At 62.6% G+C, this 17,359-nt stretch carries 17 protein-coding genes; 8 read left to right on the forward strand and 9 right to left on the reverse strand.

Annotated features, from left to right (window positions below):
- Positions 1-36 precede the first annotated feature (36 nt).
- A complete protein-coding gene (locus tag BLR35_RS04635; RefSeq protein ID WP_090378045.1) occupies positions 37-1,341 on the forward strand; it encodes an RNA-guided endonuclease TnpB family protein in 1,305 nt (434 codons plus the stop codon).
- A gap of 48 nt (positions 1,342-1,389) precedes the next feature.
- Here BLR35_RS04635 and BLR35_RS04640 read toward each other — a convergent pair whose 3' ends face one another.
- Positions 1,390-1,620, reverse strand: coding sequence for a helix-turn-helix domain-containing protein (locus BLR35_RS04640; RefSeq protein WP_090378048.1), 231 nt, complete (start codon positions 1,618-1,620; stop codon positions 1,390-1,392).
- 161 nt (positions 1,621-1,781) lie between these two features.
- Between BLR35_RS04640 and BLR35_RS04645 the strand changes: the two genes are divergently transcribed.
- Positions 1,782-1,976, forward strand: a complete 195-nt coding sequence (locus tag BLR35_RS04645; protein WP_090379672.1) for a XapX domain-containing protein — start codon at positions 1,782-1,784, stop codon at positions 1,974-1,976.
- Between the two features lie 31 nt (positions 1,977-2,007).
- On the opposite strand, the gene BLR35_RS04650 is transcribed toward BLR35_RS04645, so the two are convergent.
- The 7 genes from BLR35_RS04650 to BLR35_RS04680 all read right to left on the reverse strand — a co-directional run bounded on the left by BLR35_RS04650 (position 2,008) and on the right by BLR35_RS04680 (position 8,463).
- A complete protein-coding gene (locus tag BLR35_RS04650) occupies positions 2,008-3,312 on the reverse strand; it encodes a 5'-deoxyadenosine deaminase (protein ID WP_090378051.1) in 1,305 nt (434 codons plus the stop codon).
- Positions 3,313-3,399: 87 nt separating this feature from the next.
- Positions 3,400-3,606, reverse strand: coding sequence for a hypothetical protein (locus tag BLR35_RS04655; RefSeq protein ID WP_090378055.1), 207 nt, complete (start codon positions 3,604-3,606; stop codon positions 3,400-3,402).
- A gap of 99 nt (positions 3,607-3,705) precedes the next feature.
- Positions 3,706-5,541 carry an FAD-binding protein gene (locus BLR35_RS04660; protein ID WP_090378058.1) on the reverse strand — a complete coding sequence of 612 codons (1,836 nt, stop codon included), beginning with the start codon at positions 5,539-5,541 and terminating at the stop codon, positions 3,706-3,708.
- Between the two features lie 3 nt (positions 5,542-5,544).
- A complete protein-coding gene (locus tag BLR35_RS04665; protein WP_090378061.1) occupies positions 5,545-6,420 on the reverse strand; it encodes a succinate dehydrogenase/fumarate reductase iron-sulfur subunit in 876 nt (291 codons plus the stop codon).
- A gap of 1 nt (position 6,421) precedes the next feature.
- Positions 6,422-6,787: a succinate dehydrogenase hydrophobic membrane anchor subunit gene (locus BLR35_RS04670; RefSeq protein ID WP_090378064.1), complete on the reverse strand. Its 366-nt coding sequence runs from the start codon at positions 6,785-6,787 to the stop codon at positions 6,422-6,424.
- Positions 6,787-7,251 carry a succinate dehydrogenase, cytochrome b556 subunit gene (sdhC, locus tag BLR35_RS04675; RefSeq protein WP_090378067.1) on the reverse strand — a complete coding sequence of 155 codons (465 nt, stop codon included), beginning with the start codon at positions 7,249-7,251 and terminating at the stop codon, positions 6,787-6,789. Before sdhC ends, BLR35_RS04670 begins: the two co-directional genes overlap by 1 nt.
- A gap of 135 nt (positions 7,252-7,386) precedes the next feature.
- On the reverse strand, positions 7,387-8,463 hold the full coding sequence (locus BLR35_RS04680; protein ID WP_090378070.1) for a succinylglutamate desuccinylase/aspartoacylase family protein: 1,077 nt from the start codon (positions 8,461-8,463) through the stop codon (positions 7,387-7,389).
- Positions 8,464-8,622: 159 nt separating this feature from the next.
- Here BLR35_RS04680 and BLR35_RS04685 point away from each other — a divergent pair, with 159 nt between their 5' ends.
- The 6 genes from BLR35_RS04685 to katG all read left to right on the forward strand — a co-directional run bounded on the left by BLR35_RS04685 (position 8,623) and on the right by katG (position 15,860).
- Positions 8,623-9,372, forward strand: a complete 750-nt coding sequence (locus BLR35_RS04685; RefSeq protein ID WP_090378073.1) for a GNAT family N-acetyltransferase — start codon at positions 8,623-8,625, stop codon at positions 9,370-9,372.
- Positions 9,373-9,407: 35 nt separating this feature from the next.
- The gene (locus BLR35_RS04690) at positions 9,408-9,836 is read left to right on the forward strand and encodes a VOC family protein (protein WP_090378076.1); all 429 of its coding nucleotides are present in this window, start codon (positions 9,408-9,410) and stop codon (positions 9,834-9,836) included.
- A gap of 231 nt (positions 9,837-10,067) precedes the next feature.
- On the forward strand, positions 10,068-11,531 hold the full coding sequence (locus BLR35_RS04695) for an oligosaccharide flippase family protein (RefSeq protein ID WP_090378079.1): 1,464 nt from the start codon (positions 10,068-10,070) through the stop codon (positions 11,529-11,531).
- 60 nt (positions 11,532-11,591) lie between these two features.
- Entirely contained in the window at positions 11,592-12,935 is a 1,344-nt protein-coding gene (locus BLR35_RS04700) for a RimK family alpha-L-glutamate ligase (protein ID WP_090378082.1), read from the forward strand.
- A 68-nt stretch (positions 12,936-13,003) separates the two neighbouring features.
- Positions 13,004-13,243: a PRC-barrel domain-containing protein gene (locus BLR35_RS04705; protein ID WP_090378085.1), complete on the forward strand. Its 240-nt coding sequence runs from the start codon at positions 13,004-13,006 to the stop codon at positions 13,241-13,243.
- Between the two features lie 475 nt (positions 13,244-13,718).
- The gene (gene katG / locus BLR35_RS04710; protein WP_090378088.1) at positions 13,719-15,860 is read left to right on the forward strand and encodes a catalase/peroxidase HPI; all 2,142 of its coding nucleotides are present in this window, start codon (positions 13,719-13,721) and stop codon (positions 15,858-15,860) included.
- Between the two features lie 40 nt (positions 15,861-15,900).
- Here katG and BLR35_RS04715 read toward each other — a convergent pair whose 3' ends face one another.
- Entirely contained in the window at positions 15,901-17,196 is a 1,296-nt protein-coding gene (locus tag BLR35_RS04715) for a hypothetical protein (RefSeq protein ID WP_090378091.1), read from the reverse strand.
- Between the last annotated feature and the right edge of the window lie 163 nt (positions 17,197-17,359).

A 17,359-nucleotide genomic window follows, 5' to 3' on the forward strand; every position in this document is an offset into this window, starting at 1 on the left:
CCTGCATTTATGATGTGTTAGAACGATTGTCAAAATATGGGTGAAGAAGCCACGAAGACGATTCAGACGCGCCTTCACATAGCGTCTGGTGAACGGTCGTGGCTTCACGACGCCCGCCTCGCATCACGCGAGATCTTCAACCAAACCATCCGCCTCACACAACAAGGGCACACGCGCACCGAGATACAGCAGGAAGTTGACCGCGACGACTTCTTGCGAAACAACAAGTGCGCGGTCGTCGGCAAAGCCCTCCAAACGTGGGACTCCTACCAGTCACTCCTTGACTGGTGGGAGAACCAAGACGATCCAGATGGAGGCAAGCCGACACCACCGAGTACGGACAAATCTGGTGCGTACCCGCTCGTGATGGCGCACACGGAAGGCTACCGCCTCACCGTGGACGAAGACACGAACCGGGTGGAGTTCCGCATCAGCCCGAAACCCTACAAGAAGGTGACGGGCCATCTACGCGGTGAGCCGGACGCGGTGGACGAACTTCGAGATGTCCTCACGTCGGAGGAGGTGGATGTGGGGCAAGCCGAACTCCTGTACCGCGATGGCGTGTATTACCTACACGTCACGGTCACACGCGAGTTCGACGTGCCCGAACCCGACACCGCTGATACTGTGGTCGGCGTGGACATCAACGAGCGCAACGTCGCTCTCACCGCCCTCGACCGCGAGACAATGCGGACGAAGGGCACACTCGTCCTCGACTACGGACGGGTTAAGCAGGAGCGCCAACGCTACCACACCATCACCACTCGCTGTCAGGATCACGGTAAGACGAGCATCCACCAGAAACTCGGTGACAAGGAAGAACGATTCACCGAATGGACACTCCATCGTCTCTCCCGTGCTGTCGTGGAGTTCGCAGAACAGTTCTCGAACCCGGTTATTGTGTTCGAGGATATGGAAGGTATCCGCGACGAAATCAAGTACGGGACGTACATGAACCGCCGACTGCACAAACTTCCGTTCCACAAGTTCGAGAAGTTCGTGTCGTACAAGGCAACATGGCGAGAGATTCCCACGGACACGGTTGATGCCTATTACAACTCGAAGACGTGTTCGTGCTGTGGCGAGCGTGGGTATCGACAGGGACGGCGGTTCCGCTGTACGAATGATGGGTGTGACGTGGTGCAAGACCACGCCGACCGGAATGCATCGGTGAACATCGCGTGGCGCGAGAAGGCGAAACTCGACGGTAACACGACGAATTACCGGACTCACAAAACCCAGCCGCAAGTGCGGTTGGTGCGTCTGTCCGGGTCGGGGCGTGTAAACCGCCCAACCTCATCCCGCTCGCTTACCGAGCAGGGAGTGCTAGCGTACGGCTGAGAGAATTACAAAAGCCTCGGGCCACCGCGCCCGAGGTTGTTTACCTGTTCAGGCGAGTTCGTACCGCCCGTCGCGTCGCTCGAGGTAACCCCGTTTTCTGAGCGTGCCGGTGATCGATAGCACGGTCCCTTTCGACAGTTCGAGGTCCGTACACAGTCTGTCGGCTGGACAGCTCCCGTGGGCTGCGAGGTAGTGATAGACGAGTTTCGCACGCGGCGACTCGAGGTCGTCTGGTATCGATACGTTTCGTTTCGTCGGAGAGTCCGCGCTCTGTTGCATACGACACGTTCATAGGTTCGACAATAATAAAGTTGAGTGTCGACGATAGTCGAAATTCGTGGGAAGGAACCGGAACGCCGTCGAACGAACGACTCGAGACGGAACGCTGTAGTGGACGCCGAAATCGGAGACTTTTCGTCCGTGCCGTCCCGTGGGTCGATATGAATTATGAACTCGTCTTGCTCGGACTCTTCACCGGTGCCGTGACCGGTGGGTTCTTCGCGCTGTTCGACGTTCCGATCCCTGCACCCCCGGAACTGCCGGGGCTGATGGGTATCGTCGGCATCTATCTCGGCTACAAAATCGTCCAGGCGCTCGACCTGAGCGTCGACCTGGCCGGAACGTTCGGCCTCTGACGGAGAACGTCGATCGTCGAAGAGGGGTTCGTCAGGGCGCGACCTCGAGCGCCCCAGCACACTCCCGGGCGCGCTCTCGGATCGCGTCGGCGTCGGCCACGAGCACGTCGCCGTCGGCCATCAGGACCTCGCCGTCGACCATCGTGAACTGCACGTCGTCCCCGTGGGCCGCAAAGACCAGATGCGAGAGCACGTCGTGGATCGGCGTTGCGCGCGTGAGGTCCGTCTCGAGGCCGACGACGTCGGCTTTCCACCCCTCCCGGAGCTTTCCTACGCCGTCGAACCCTGCCGCTCGAGCGCCGTTTACCGTCGCCATCTCGAAGACGGTCCGGGCAGGCAGTGCCTGGGGCTCGAGTCGGTCGACCTTCTGGAGGAGACTCGCCTGTCGCATCTCGGTGAACGGATCGAGCGTGTTGTTACACGGCGGGCCGTCGTTGCCGAGCGCAACGTTGATTCCCCGATCCAGATAGTCGTGAATCGGTGCGACGCCGCTGGCGAGTTTCATGTTCGACGAGGGGCAGTAGGTGACGTTCGTCCCGGTTTCGGCGAGTAGTTCTCGCTCGCTCTCGTCGGTCCAGACGCAGTGGGCCAGCACGACGTCTTCGCCCGTCAGCCCGACCTCGTGGAGCCAGTGGACGTTTCGCCGGCCGGTTTCGTCCTCGACGGTGGCGACCTCGTCGCGGTTCTCGCTTGCGTGCGTGTGGATGCGGACGCCGTCGTACTCGTCGGCCAGCGCGCGGGTGCCGCGGAGACACTCCTCCGTACAACTGACGGCGAACCGCGGCGTCAGCGCGTACTGAATCCGGCCGTCGTCGACGCCGTGATACCGCTGGATGAGCCGCTCGCTCTCGCCGAGTGCGTCGTCGGTGTCCTCGAGGAGTCCGTCGGGAGCGTCCTTGTCCATCATCACTTTCCCGAGTCGACCGCGAATTCCCATGTCGCGGGCCGCTTCGAAGGCTTCGTCGGCGTGATGGACTGACAGGTGATCGATACAGGTCGTCGTCCCGCTTTCGATCAACTCGAGGTAGCCCAGTTCGGCTGCGACACGCATCTCCTCGGCCGACAGCGAGGCCTCCATCGGGAGGACGTAGTCGAACAGCCACTCGAGTAATGCGGTGTCGTCGGCGATCCCGCGCCCGAGACTCTGGACCGAGTGGACGTGTGCGCCGACCGTTCCGGGTGCGAGCAGATCGTACTCGTCGCGCTCGTGGTCTGGATACCGATCGATACAGTCCGTTCGGTCCCCGACGGCGACGATGCGGTCGTCCTCGACGACGACGGCACCGTCGTCGATTACGGTGTCGGCGTCGACGATTACTGTCCCCGACAGCAACATACCGACCCACGATAGCCGTTCCCGGCCCTTATCTCTGTGGATTCCGCGGGTCGACTCCAGTTCACGCACCGGACCTGCCAGCTGGTCTCACCCGAACAGCCGCGAAAGCACGGATCGAACTGCCGTCGTCAGTCGAGGCATAAACCAGGCAAACGAGAGGAGAGCGACCACCGTGAGGTAGCCGACACCGAGTGGCAGCACGAGTACCGGCAGCGAATCCCAGAAGATGTAGCCGGCCGCGACGAGAAGCGGCGCGAGAACGAGATTCGCGTGGACGAATCGCTCGAGGCTCATTGCTCGATAGTATCGACGACAAACGGATAGCCCTGCTGGTTTTCGACGGAAGGTCGAAATCGCCTACGGGTCAGCGCGACCGAAAACCGAATAAAAACGTCAGTAACTGCGCACTTTCGGCTCGTACTCCTTGTCCTCGCCCTCGAGGATGACCGGGCGGTAGAAGATCGACGGCTCGCCGTCGTTCCAGGAGACGAGCGTGTGTTTGAGCCACTCGTCGTCTTTGCGTTCCTGGTGGGCCTGTCGCCAGTGTGCGCCACGGAACTCGTCACGGACCAGCGCGCCGAGTGCGATCGTCTCGGCGACGTCGATCAGGTTCCGCGTCTCGTAGGTCTGCTGGAGGTCCGTGTTGAACGTGCGCGAGGGGTCGTCGACGTAGACGTTCTGGTACTCCTCGCGGCACTCGCGGATGATCTTCAGCGCCTTCTTGACGCCTTCCTCGGTTCGGAAGACGTTGACGTAGTCGGTCATCGCCTTCTGGAGCTTCTGGCGGATCTCGGAGTGCTGGACGCCGCTGTCGCGGTCCATCAGCCGGTCGACGCGCTCGCGTTCGCGCTCGACGGCACGCTCAAGGAGCCCTTCGGCGTCTGCCGTGACGCCACCGTCCGCGGCGACGCCACTCGAGGTCTCGAGTCCGGCCGCACCGGGCTGGACGGGGAGTTCGGTGTCGTCGTCCTCGACGTCGTCGCCGTAGCCGGTCCGGATCTGGGGCTCGCCGAGGTCCTCGCCGGCGGCGTGACGGCCGGCGCGCTTGCCGAAGACGATCAGTTCTGGCAGGGCGTTACCGCCGAGTCGGTTACCGCCGTGGACGGAGACGCAGGCACACTCGCCGGCCGCGTAGAGGCCGTTGATGTTGGTCTGGCCGTTCTCGTCGGTCTCGATGCCGCCCATCGCGTAGTGCTGGCCGGGCTTGACCGGCATCGGCTCGACGAGGCCGTCGACGCCCTCGAAGTCCTCCGCGAGGTGGAGAATGTTCTCGAGTCGGTCGAGAATGCGTTCCTCGCCGAGGTGGCGCATGTCGAGGTGGACGTACTCGTCGTTGACGCCACGCCCTTCGTCGACCTCGGTGAGTTCGGCGCGGGCGACGACGTCGCGGGAGGCGAGTTCGCCGGAGTTGTTCGCGTAGCCGTACTCGAACATAAACCGTTCGCCGTCGGCGTTGTAGAGAATACCACCTTCCCCGCGGACGCCCTCGGAGATGAGGACACCCGTGGAGGGAAGCGAGGTCGGGTGGAACTGGATGAACTCCATGTCTTCCAGCGGCGCACCCGCGCGGTAGGCCATCGCGTGGCCGTCGCCGGTACAGGAGACGGCGTTGGTGGTGTGGTCGAACGCCTGGCCGGGGCCTCCGGTCGCGAGGACGACCCCCTGATTGGCCTTGAACCCTTCGACGTTGCCGGACTGGACGTCGTAGGCGACGACGCCGTGACACTCGCGGTCGTTGGGATCGTCCTCGTTCGTGGTCGCGAGGTTCATCACGTACCACTCGTCGTAGACCTGGATCCCGCGTTTGACGACCTGCTCGTACATCGTATGCAGCAGGTGGTGTCCGGTCTCGGCACCGGCGTACGTGGTGCGGGGGTAGGAGAGACCGCCGAACGGTCGCTGCGAGACGCGGCCATCGTCCTCGCGGGAGAACGGCATCCCCCAGTGCTCGAGTCGGATGGTCTCTTCGGGGGCGTCCTGTGCAAGGGTCTCGACTGCTGGGGCGTCACCCAGGTAGTCCGAGCCCTTCATCGTGTCGTAGGCGTGGAGTTCCCAGTCGTCGCCGTCCTGGAGCGCGGCGTTGATACCACCCTCTGCTGCACCCGTGTGGCTGCGGACCGGATGGAGCTTCGAGACGAGTGCCGTGTCGGCTCCCGCCTCGTGCGCTGCGATCGCGGCTCGGAGGCCGGCGCCGCCCGCGCCGACCACGATGACGTCGTGTTCGTACATAGTTTACCAGAACTTCAGGTTCTTCTTGACAGCTTCCCGCTTGAGCTCCTGAATGTGCTCGGTCAGCGGGATGTCTTTCGGACACACCTCGGTACAGGAGAACTGAGTCTGGCACCGCCAGACGCCGTGTTCCTGCTCGAGAATGCGGAGTCGGTGCTCTTTGATCTGCTCGCTCTCGCGGTCGTCCATCGCGAACTTGTAGGCCTTGTTGATCGCCGCCGGGCCGAGGTACTCGTTGTCGCCGGCCGCGATGTTACACGAGGACATACACGCGCCACACCAGATACACCGCGTCGACATCTTGACTTTCTCGCGGTTCTCGCGGCTCTGGCGCTGCTCTTCGAGATTGCTCGCGTCGGGCGTATCCTCGTCTTGGAAGTACGGCTCGACCGCGTGCATCTGGTCGTAGAAGTGGCTCATGTCGACGACCAGGTCCTTGACGACCTCCTGATGGGGTAGCGGCTCGATGCGAACCGGCTGCTCGAGATCGGAGATCTGGGTCTTGCAGCCGAGTCGCTGTTTTCCGTTGACGAAGAACGCGTCCGAACCACAGACCGCCTGCCGACAGGAGTGTCGGAACGTAAGCGACGAATCGTACTCGTCGCGGGCGTACATGACCGCGTCGAGGACCGTCATCCCCTTCTCGAAGGGAACGTGGAAGTCGTCGAACCGAGGTTCCTGCTTCCCCTCGACTTCGGGGTCGTACCGGAACACCTTGATGTGAACCGTATCGCCCTCGAGCTGGGCCTTCCGTGCCGGTTCCTCGTCGGTCTTCGCGTCCTTTTTCTCGAGTCGCCGTTCCTGTGGCGACTGTGCCCCCTTCATCTCGGGGTCTTCCGGTGCTTCCTGGGTCTCTGGTTCCTGTTGTTGCGTACTCATATTAGGTCCACCCCGCCATTGCGAGTGCGACGTAGGTTCCCTGCACGATCAACGCGACACCTGCGATAACAAGGACCCAGAACACTACCTTCTTTGGGGTCCCTTCGAGGCCCTGGTTGACCAGGGCGTTGTAGACGCCGTTCAGCCCGTGGAACGCGCCGGCGACCAGGAACAGGAACATCGTCAGGAAGTAGCCGATGTCGCTCATCCGGGCCTGGGTGCCGGCGAACGTCACTTCGGCCGCGTGGTTGACGAAGTGTAGCTGGAAGAAGTGGAAGGCGAGCACGACGACGAGGAACGCCGCCGTGATCCGCTGGAGCAGCCATCCAGTTCCGCCAGGGGTAAACGAAGAGTAGCGTTCGGACATTACAGCCCCACCCCCGCGAGGAACGTCGGAACGCTGGCGACGGTGATGATCCCCGTCAGGATCAGCGACGCGTAGAAACTCTTGTCCTGTGCTTCGAGGCCGATCCCGAGGTCGACCATCAGCAGTCGGAGTCCGTTGAGAATGTGGAACACGGCCACCGCGAGCAGCCCGATCTCGAGGATGCGGATGATGAAAAGCCCCTCGAGGCCGCCGAGTGTCGCCGTGTAGACGTCGACGGCGACCTCGCCCGTTCCATCGACGTTCGGGAGTGCCTCGGCGTTTACCGTTACTTCTTCGCCCTGTGCCGCGCCGATCGCCGTGCTCAGTACCGCGATGTGGGTAAACAGGTAGCCGATCAGCATCCACCCGGTGAATTTGTGGAAAATCCACGCCCACATCCCGGCCGAGAACTCCTTCCAGCGCCCGAAGTCCTCGATGAGGCCGCGATTGTAAGACTGACTCATGCGCTCATGTGGACGGTTTGACCGCGAGGGTATAGAAGTTACTTTTGTCGCGTCCGGTTTCCGCTAGTCAGCGCTGGAGACTGAATCTCGATCGGTCGCACGCACCGAACTCGTTCGGTGTGGATCGGCGACACGTCACTCCCGCAACTGGGACTGCGATCGTTCCTCCTGTGCGGCCCTGTACTCGCGTCGCAGCGCCGTCAGCGTATCCGACGAGAGCCCGACGAGATGACAGAGCGGATTCCCCGGGTAGACGACCGGATTCTCGAGGACGCCGACGACGAGTCCGGTGAAGGGAGCCTCGACGTCGACGATGTCTTCTTCCTCCTTGAACGGGTTCGTGATCGAACAGATCGTGTCGCCTTCCCGAACGAGTTCGCCGCGACCGTGTTTCATGTCGACGATGCCGCCGGCGTCGGCCCGGATCCAGGTCTTCTCGTCGTCGTCGTCGATGACAGTCCGCCAGCCGGGCCAGTGAACCGCTGAATCGGGATGACAGCCGAACTCGGCGAGAACGCTCGCGACGCCGGTCAGCGCACGGTCGATCAACTCCCGCTGGAACCGGTGGGCCTCCCCCATCTCGATCGTGACCGTCGGCACGCCGGCCCCGGTCGCCTCGCGCCGGAGCGTTCCCGATGGGCCCTCGCCTGCGATGATGACGTTCGAACTGAACGCGTTCGCGATGCGAGCGACCGTCGGATCGTCCATGTTCGCCCGGACGTGAAGCATGTTCGTTCGCCCGCGCGTCGACGTATGGAAGTCGATCCCGATATCGCAGGGCTCGATGAAGTTCGTGAAGATGCGGTGGGCCATCCGTCGGGCGCTGGTCGACCCCTCGCGGCCGGGGAACGACCGGTTGAGGTCCCGGTCGTAGATCGGCAGGTACCGTTCCTGTGCGAGAAAGCCGGGGACGTTCATCACTGGCAGACAGACCAGCGTTCCGTGGAGATCCGAGTGGTCCCAGTCGTGGGCGACCTCCCGGACGACCTCGATCCCGTTGAGTTCGTCGCCGTGGGCCGCGGCCGACAGGAAGACCGTCGGTCCCGAATACTCGCCGTTGACGATCGTGACGGGAATCCTGATCGGATCGCCGAGGTACGTCTCACTGATACCGTACCGGATGTTCGCCGACTCGCCGGGATCGACGCGCCCGCCGTTATACGTAAAGGCACCGCCGTCGCCGTCGTCGTCGGTGCTCCCCTCGTCGCTCATACACTCGTCTGGAGAGGGACCGCCGTGAATCTTCCCCTGTGTATCAGATTCCCGATTCCAGTGCCAGAGTTTTAACTGATCGGCGGTTCGATCGAGAAAACTGTGGAAAATCTCTCCTCGTGGGTATACGTTTTGTAGGAGGATGTGGTAGCGCGCGGCATGGAAATTCGTGAAGCAACGAAATCGGACGTCGACGCCATCCGATCGATCGCCGAGACCTCGCTGAGTTCTACCTACACCGACTTCCTCGAGGCAGAGACGATCGACGACGCGGTCGAGCAGTGGTACGGCGACGGGTTCGACGACGAACTCGAGGACGACAACTCGCTCGTGCTCGTCGTCGAACGGGACGGCGACGTCGTCGCCTTCTCACAGAGCGAACTGGTCGGCCAGCCCCACGCCACGGGTCGGCTCCTGTGGCTCCACGTCGATCCGGATCATCGCGGCGACGGCACCGGCGTTCGGTTGCTCGTCCGGACGCGCGAGAAACTGCTCGAGGAGAGTGCCGAACAGGTCCAGGGGTTCGTTCTCGAGGACAACGAGGGAGGCAACGAGTTCTACCGGAGTCACGGTTTCGAACAGGCGGGCCAGCGCGAGGTCGAGATCGGTTCGGAAACGTTCACCGAGAACGTCTACGCCGAGGGCGAAATCGAGGGCGAAGGCTGGGGTGCGATCGACGAGCTGGACGTCGACGGCGAGAGTGTCTACGTCAGCTACGGCGAGGGCGCTCGCGGATCTAAATCACCGTTCTACAGCACCTACCAGACCGAGGACCGCGAGGAACGGTACGCCTGGCTCTGTGGGAACTGCGACTCGCTGGACAACGCGATGGATACGATGGGCCGTATCGAGTGTAACGTCTGTGGCAACCGGCGGAAAGCAACGCGGTGGGACGCCTCCTACCTGTAGGCCACCTTTTTGTAGGACAGGTGACTTGTAGGTGTATGGCTCCCGACCACGCCGATCCGGACAGCCTCGGCCAGTTACATCACGTCGAACTCTCCGTCTCGGATCTCGAGGCGTCGATCGACTTCTGGGAGTGGTGGCTGACGGAACTGGGGTACGAGCCGAAAAACGAGTGGGACGGCGGCCGCTCGTGGATCAACGGTCCGACGTACGTGGGGATCGTGGAAGCGACCGGCGACACGCCGGCGTTCGACGGACGAGCGCCCGGCCTGAACCACCTCGCGTTCCACGCCGACACGCGCGAGCGAGTCGATTACCTCACCGAGTGCGTCCGCACCAGAACGGACTCGACCGTGCTCTACGAGGACCAGCATCCCTACGCCGGCGGCTACTACGCGCTCTACTGTGAGAGTCCTGAGGGAATCAAACTCGAGGCGATCGGACCGGAACCACGGGAGGAGACCTGACCCGATCGGTCTGTCGGCGATCGGGGACGACAACGGACATATCTACGGTACACACTCTCTCGACTCCAGACCGGCCTGTTCGATCGCCGGTTAGCACGTCAGTACCTCCACGTAGGGCACCGTTTCGCCCGCAACCGGGTCGCTTGCCTCCTGTTGTCTCCGCATTACAATTGGCCGATTGGGTCATCCGTCGAGTAGACGGACGGAGCGGCCCGTCGCACGCGATTCTCTATGAGTACACGCGAACACATCGTCCGCGGGTTCAAGGCGACGCTCGTCTCTCGCGCGGTCTACATGCTCTCGAGTGCGCTGTTGATGTTCGTCCTGGCGCGGGTCCTGAACCCGGACGGCTACGGTGCGCTCTACTGGGCGATCGGCATCCTCATGGTCGCCCAGTTGTTCGCCGACCTGGGTCTGGGCAAGTCGACTGCGCGATACATCTCCGAGTACAGCGAGAAAGACGAGGGACAGATCCCGCATCTGCTCCAGTCGGCGATCGTCTACAAACTGGTCGTGCTTACCGTCGTCGCGTACGCGCTGTTGCTCTTTCACGAGCGGATCGCGATCGTGCTGGGTGATCCGGACGCAGCCCCGTTTCTCGCGGCTGGCGTCCTCTTTATCATCGCCAACTCCTTCAGCGGCTTCTCGATGATGGCGTTCCAGGGGTTCAATCGGCTCGGCTACAGCGCCGCGGTCCAGGCGGTCAGCGGCGCCACGCGACTCGTCTTTGCCGTTGCGTTTGTCGTGCTCGGGTTCGGTGCGCTCGGAGCCCTGTTCGGGTACATCGTCGGCTACGCGATCGCAGGCGCGTTCGGCCTCACAGTTCTCTATTTCAAATTCTACCGGACGTACGATCCCGCCGAGGAGTACGAGGAGGGGCTCTCGCGGCGACTCGCGGAGTACAGCATCCCGCTGACGGCAACCCGAAGCGCGAACGTCATCGACAAGCGACTCGACGTCGTCCTCGTCGGCGTCTTCCTTACGCCCGCCGCGGTCGGCTTCTACCAGCTGGGCAAGCAGATCACCGACTTCGTACTCGCACCAGCCGAATCGCTCGGCTTCACCATCTCGCCGAACTTCGGCGAACAGAAGGCGACCGGCCAACTCGAGCAGGCCAGACGGATCTACGAGGAGTCGCTGACCCACACGATGCTGGTCTACATTCCCGCGGCGGTGGGACTCGTTCTCGTCGCCGAGCCGTTTATTACGATGGTGTTTCCGGAGTACGAGGGTGCGATCCCCGTACTGCAGATCCTCGCGGGCTTTATCGTCCTGCAAGCGATCACGAACCTCACCAGCGACAGTCTGGACTATCTCGGCCGCGCACGCCATCGAGCGATCGCGAAAGGCGGAACGTCCGTGGCCAACTTCGGACTGAATATCGTACTCATCCCGACGATGGGCGTCGTCGGTGCTGCAGTCGCGACCGTCGCCACGCACACGGTGTACGTCGCAGTGAACCTCTACATCCTCCACAGCGAACTGGCGCTACGAATCGGCCGCCTCGCACGCTCGGTCGGGACCGTCTGTGCCATCACGCTTGTCATGGCCGTCGCGGTCTCGCTCGTGCGGCCGATGGCCTCGAGTCTCACGATGCTGATCGCCACGATAGCCCTCGGCGCGGCGGTCTGGGCGTTGCTCGCGGTCGCAAGCGGGATGGTCGATCCGCGGGAGGTCCGCTCGGTGCTTGGCTAACCTCGCGGTGATGGTCGAAACCTTGCGAATACTTATCCGCGAGTTCGGTGTCTAGGGGCTATGGCCGTTGCCGATCCCGTCACCGTCGGCGTACTGAGTCTCCACACGAGCAAGGAAACGAAAGCGATCCTGAACGCGGTCGAGGCCCTCGGCCACGATACCGAGTGGCTCCGAGCGGAAAACACCACGATCACTGTCTCCGACGGCAGCGTCACCCTCGAGCCCTCGGTCGACGTGATCGCGAACCGAATGCTGCTGTCGAATACCGAACAGCCCTGCGAGGAACTGGGACTGGCGAACACCTTCTCGCATCTCGTGCCGATGCTCAACGAACCGGCCGCCGTGATGACGGCATTTCACAAGCTCTCGACGGCGACGACGCTCGCAACAAACGAAGTTCGGACGCCGGACGTCACGCTGGCACTCAGCAGCGACGAACTGAACGCGGCCCGCAGTCGGTACGGCGAGGAAGCCGTCTACAAGACCGCCATCGGCACTCACGGTGGCGGTACCTGGAAGGTCGGCCCCGGCGATCCGGTCAACGCCAAGGTCGGGAATCGGTACGCCTTCCTCCAGGAACTCATCGACCGGGATGACGTTCGTCACCGGGACCTCCGTGTGTACATCGTCGACGGCGAGATCGTCGCCGCGATGTATCGCTACGCGCCCGACAACGACTGGCGAACCAACGTCGCACTCGGAGGATCCGTCGAAGACGCAACCGAGGACCTCCCCGAGGAAGCCGCGGCGATGGCCAGGCACGCGTCGGACGCCATCGGACTCGACTACGCCGGCGTCGACCTCGTCGAGGGAACCGACGGCTGGTTCGTCCTCGAGGTCAATCCGACGGCGGGGTTCAAGGGACTCTACGAGGCCACGGGAGTCAGTCCGGCACCGTACATCGCGAAACTCGCGATCGAGCGAGCCGGTGGTCGGGTCGACGACGACCGAGTCGCCGAACTTCGAGGGGTGCTCGACGACTCCCGTCCGACCGCCCAGCCCGCACAGCCGGCACCCGAAGATACGGAGCCAACTGTCATCGGCTACACCGAAGAGGTCGTCCTCTCGGGAACGAGCGGCTCGAAGTCCGTCCTCGCAAAGTCGGACACCGGTGCGACACGGACGAGCATCGACACCGCTCTCGCCGCCGACATCGGCGCGGGACCGATCAAGTCGATCACCCGCATCAGGTCCGGCAGCAGCAAGACCGCCAAGAGCCGCCCCGTCGTCGACGTCGTCGTCGGCGTCGGCGGCAACCGACACACCGTCACCGCGAGCGTCGAGGATCGCAACCACATGGACTACCCCGTCTTGCTCGGCCGGGACATCCTCGAGAACTACCAGGTCGACGTGAGTCGGCGGATCGACGCGGACGAATCCGATACGCCCGAAGAAGAGGAGTGAGTTCCGGTTGGCAGTCCTTTCTTTCTCGTACCCGTTGATTTATTTATTCCTTCGTGGAAGGGGTGAGTATGACGACGATCCTCGCGTCGACGCTCTCCGGCACGCCCGTACTGGGATCGGATGGCTCCGAGATCGGGACGGTCAAAAACACCAGAATGGACGTCGAAACGGGCGAGTTGACCACCGTCCTCGTTACCCCGTCCACGCATCGAACCTACGGATTCGAGACCGAAGCGGACGGATCGTTGCTCGTTCCGATCGGTCGCCTCCGAGGTATCGACGATTACCTCGTGATCGATCACTCGTAGGCACGCCGTAACGGACTCGAGCGGTCGAGAGATAGCCCGGGCACAACGGTAACGCGAAATTAGCTGAACTGAGATCGGAGATTCCACACTTGCAGTCCACTCTCGAACAGAGACGGGAGAACGAGTCAGTGTCCGACACATCGAGTATCTCTTCACGTGCCGACTCTACCACCACACTGTGGCGACGTACACGATCACGTACTGTTTCCGCCTCCCCGACGAGCCAATCGAACGGAGGATTCACGGTGCCGATCCCCGAGACTGGCACTGGTAGTCACGCCTGCCTCCTCGAGAATATTGGGATCTAGTCGCGTTGAAACCGACGATTTTGACTCGTCTTGCCGATTTTCTGTATGCACAGCGTGAGCCCACCGCTGACAAAAATTTATACATCAATAAGATTTGTTCGGCCACACCGAATACATCCTTATCGGATTAGAAAATCTTAATAGGCGAAAGTAGCAACTGTTCGATGATGATAGGCTCTGACCAAGACTGGTGGCCGAACCAGTTGGACCTGGAGATTCTCGACCAGAACGCCGAACAGGTCGATCCCCGGGGCGAAGACTTCGATTACGCCGAGGAGTTCGAGAAACTCGACCTCGAGGAAGTGAAAGCGGACATCGAGGACGTGCTGACGACGTCCCAGGAGTGGTGGCCGGCGGACTACGGCCACTACGGACCGTTGATGATTCGGATGGCGTGGCACAGCGCCGGCACCTACCGAACCAGCGACGGTCGCGGTGGCGCCGACGGCGGCCGACAGCGTCTCCCGCCGCTCAACAGCTGGCCCGACAACGCGAACCTCGACAAGGCACGGCGCCTGCTCTGGCCCGTCAAGCAGAAGTACGGCCAGAAGCTCTCGTGGGCCGACCTGATGATCCTGGCCGGCAACGTCGCGCTGGAATCGATGGGCTTCGAGACGTTCGGCTTCGGTGGCGGACGCGAGGACGACTTCAAGCCCGACAAGTCCGTCTACTGGGGTCCCGAGAAGCAGATGGAAGAGTCCGATCGCTTCAGCGACGAGGGCGAACTCGAGGAGCCTCTCGGCGCGACCGTAATGGGACTCATCTACGTCAACCCCGAGGGTCCGGACGGTGAGCCGGATCCGGAAGCAGCCGCGGAACGAATTCGGGAGTCGTTCGGCCGCATGGCGATGGACGACGAGGAAACGGCCGCGCTCATCGCTGGCGGACACACGTTCGGGAAAGTCCACGGTGCCGACGATCCCGACGAGCACGTCGGTGCCGAGCCCGAAGCGGCTCCCATCGAACAGCAGGGTCTCGGCTGGGAGAGCGACTACGGCGACGGCAAAGGTCCCGACACGATCACCAGCGGGATCGAAGGGCCGTGGACCACCGCGCCGACCCGGTTCGACACCGGCTTCATCGACAACCTGCTGAACTACAAGTGGTGGCCCGAGAAAGGTCCCGGCGGTGCGTGGCAGTGGACCACCCAGAACGGCGAACTCGACGAGGCCGCACCTGGCGTCGAGGACGCCTCGGAGAACGAGGACGTGATGATGCTGACCACGGACGTCGCCCTGAAGCGCGACCCCGACTACCGGGAGATCTTAGAGCGCTTCCAGGACAACCCCAAGGAGTTCCAGGACGCCTTCGCGCGAGCGTGGTACAAGCTGGTCCACCGCGACATGGGGCCGAAGAAACGACTTCTCGGCCCGGAGGTCCCCGAAGAGGACATGCTCTGGCAGGACCCGCTCCCCGACGCCGACTACGACGTAATCGGCGACGCGGAGGTCTCCGAACTGAAAGACGAGATCCTCGCATCGGATCTTTCGGTCTCCCAGCTGGTCAAGACCGCCTGGGCAGCAGCCTCGACCTACCGCGACAGCGACAAGCGCGGCGGCGCGAACGGCGCCCGCATTCGCCTCGAGCCCCAGCGTAGCTGGGAAGTCAACGAGCCCGCCGAACTCGAGACAGTGCTCGAGACCTACGAGGGGATTCAGGAAGAGTTCAACAGCTCGCGCTCGGACGACGTGCGCGTCTCGCTTGCCGACCTGATCGTGCTGGGCGGCAACGCGGCCGTCGAGCAGGCTGCAGCGAACGCCGGCTACGACGTCGACGTCCCGTTCGAACCGGGCCGTACCGACGCCACGCAGGAGCAGACCGACGTCGACTCCTTCGAGGCGCTCGAGCCCGACGCTGACGGATTCCGCAACTACCTCCCGGCCGACCTCGACCGACCGGCGGAGGAGACACTCGTCAACAGAGCCGATCTGCTCGACCTGACGGCCGACGAGATGACGGTGCTGATCGGTGGTCTGCGTACGCTGGGTGCGACCTACCAGGACACGGATCTCGGCGTCTTCACCAACGAGCCGGAGGCGCTGACCAACGACTTCTTCGAGACTGTCCTCGACATGGGCTACGAGTGGGAACAGGCCTCCGAGGACGAAGAGATCTACGAGCTTCGTGACCGCGAGACCGGCGAGGTCGAGTGGAAGGGGAGCCGCGTCGACCTCATCTTCGGCTCGCACTCCCGACTCCGTGCCATCACGGAAGTCTACGCGGCCGAAGACGGCGAGGAGCAGTTCGTCGAGGAGTTCGTCCAGGCGTGGAGTAAAGTAATGCAGGCCGACCGGTTCGACCTCGAGTAACTCGAACCGCTCCCCGGTCGACTCACGTTTTTCAGGGGCGCTACTCGCTCCGGAGAACGATCTCGTCTTCTCTGACTTCTTTTATTTGTGCCGGCTCGACCGGATACTCGTCGTCGTCGTGACCGCCCCAGCCGAGTCTCGCCTTGAGCCGATCGGTTAGACCGGGCTCCGGATCGATGTAGACGGTATCCGATTCGATGGTCGTCGCGACGCCGATCTCCTGGCCCGATTCGTCGACGACGACTTTCCCCTGGTCGTTCGGCGAAATAGCGACGGACTGATCTACTTCGATCGTCGGCTCTTCGTCGGCTTCAGCCGCGGGTTCCGCACTGGCTTCCGGCTGCGCCTCGCTTGCGTCCATCTCGGTTGTCGCTCCCCGCTCTTCCGACGTGATCGTCTCGTACTCCTCGACGTCGATGATCTCGCCCTCGAGGACGTCGCTACCGATGACTTCGGACTCGATCGTCTCGGTCTCCTCGAGCAGGAACTGCATTCGCGTCCGTTCGTGAATCTCGTCTTCGCGCGTTCGGCGTTCGATGAGTTCGCTGCGGACGGTGTCGCCCTCGCCTCGCTTGCTCTCGATGATCTCCCGTTCGATGACGTCGTCAGGCGAGACGTCCGTGTGAACGACGTCGCTTTCCAGGATGGATCGCTGAACGGTCTCGAGTTCGACGTCGGTCTCGATCTCGTCGTGTTCGATCCGTTCGTCGTGTTCCAGGTCGACGTCGACCACCCGGCTCTCGACGGTGTAGCGTTCGATCTCTTCGACGGTGTCGAGACGGGTCTCGTCCGTCGTCACCTCGATCACGTCGGCGGAAACGAACTCGGTGTCGACGATCTCTCTGGTCAGTAGCTCCGAATCGACGACCGTTCGATCCGCTATTTCGGTGTCGACGACCTCGCTCTCTATCGTATCCCGTTCGACGATCTCCCGTTCGACGACCTGCGTCTCGACGATCTCGGTCGTCACCGTCTCCCCCTGTCGGAGTTGCTCCTCGAGTTCGCTCTGGCCGAGGTCGGCGCGGTCGAACGCCGCTTCACGCTCGAGAAGATCGAAACTGCCGAGTCCAGTCCGATCTCCCGGCGGTTCCTCGTCCTCGTAGACGAAGACGAGATCCCGGTTCGTGAACGTCTCGGCGAACTCGTCCCAGGTGTGTTCTTCGTGTTCCTCGCCGATTTCGTCCCGGCGAGCGAACGTGTGGCCGTGTCCTTCGCCGCCGTGTGTCGAGACAGGGACTGCGTCCCGCTGTTTGGCCCACTCCCGGATCCGATTCGGATCCGTGGTCATGCGTCGCTGTGCCGGTCCGTCGGAGTCGTTCGGTGTGTCGTTTCCCATTACTTCTATCGCAGTCGATCCATACGTTAGTCAGCAGGGCCGTCTCTTGCCAGCAGTCTGTGATCTCCAGCGGTGGACGACGGCTTTTGCCGGAACCGACACGGTATCCGGCAAACCAGCCGGCTCTCCGAAAGAATAGCGAAGAGAACGTTACCGAACCCAG

The sequence above is a fragment of the Natronobacterium texcoconense genome (assembly GCF_900104065.1).
GTDB lineage: Archaea > Halobacteriota > Halobacteria > Halobacteriales > Natrialbaceae > Natronobacterium > Natronobacterium texcoconense.